Origin of the sequence: Hydrogenovibrio sp. 3SP14C1 (assembly GCF_029625905.1) — a bacterium.
Classification (GTDB): domain Bacteria; phylum Pseudomonadota; class Gammaproteobacteria; order Thiomicrospirales; family Thiomicrospiraceae; genus Hydrogenovibrio.
Genome location: NZ_JARTLM010000284.1, coordinates 1 through 243, shown reverse-complemented (window position 1 = coordinate 243; position 243 = coordinate 1). Strand labels below are relative to the sequence as shown.

Genomic DNA, 243 nt, shown 5'->3' with positions numbered 1-243 from the left:
CCTGTAGCGATGTCGATCGCCTGGTTCAGACCCACCTGGTCGAGGTGCGCCAGCGCATCGCCGACCTGCAGCGGCTCGAGGCGGAGTTGCAGCGCCTGGCCGGTTGCAATCAGTCGTCGGTGAAAGACTGCCGCATCATCGAAGCGCTTTCGGCAGCGGTACAGCAGGCCGGGCCCACTGTCGACGATCGCAGAACGACCAGCTAGTACGGCACTCCAACGCACTGAACCCACTGCCGAGGAC

1 protein-coding gene is annotated in these 243 nt (G+C 64.6%); it reads left to right on the top strand.

The features are described 5' to 3' along the window. Positions 1-206: MerR family DNA-binding protein (locus P8629_RS12550; RefSeq protein ID WP_278166427.1), on the top strand; the 206-nt coding region annotated here is incomplete at its 5' end. Positions 207-243: the final 37 nt, after the last annotated feature.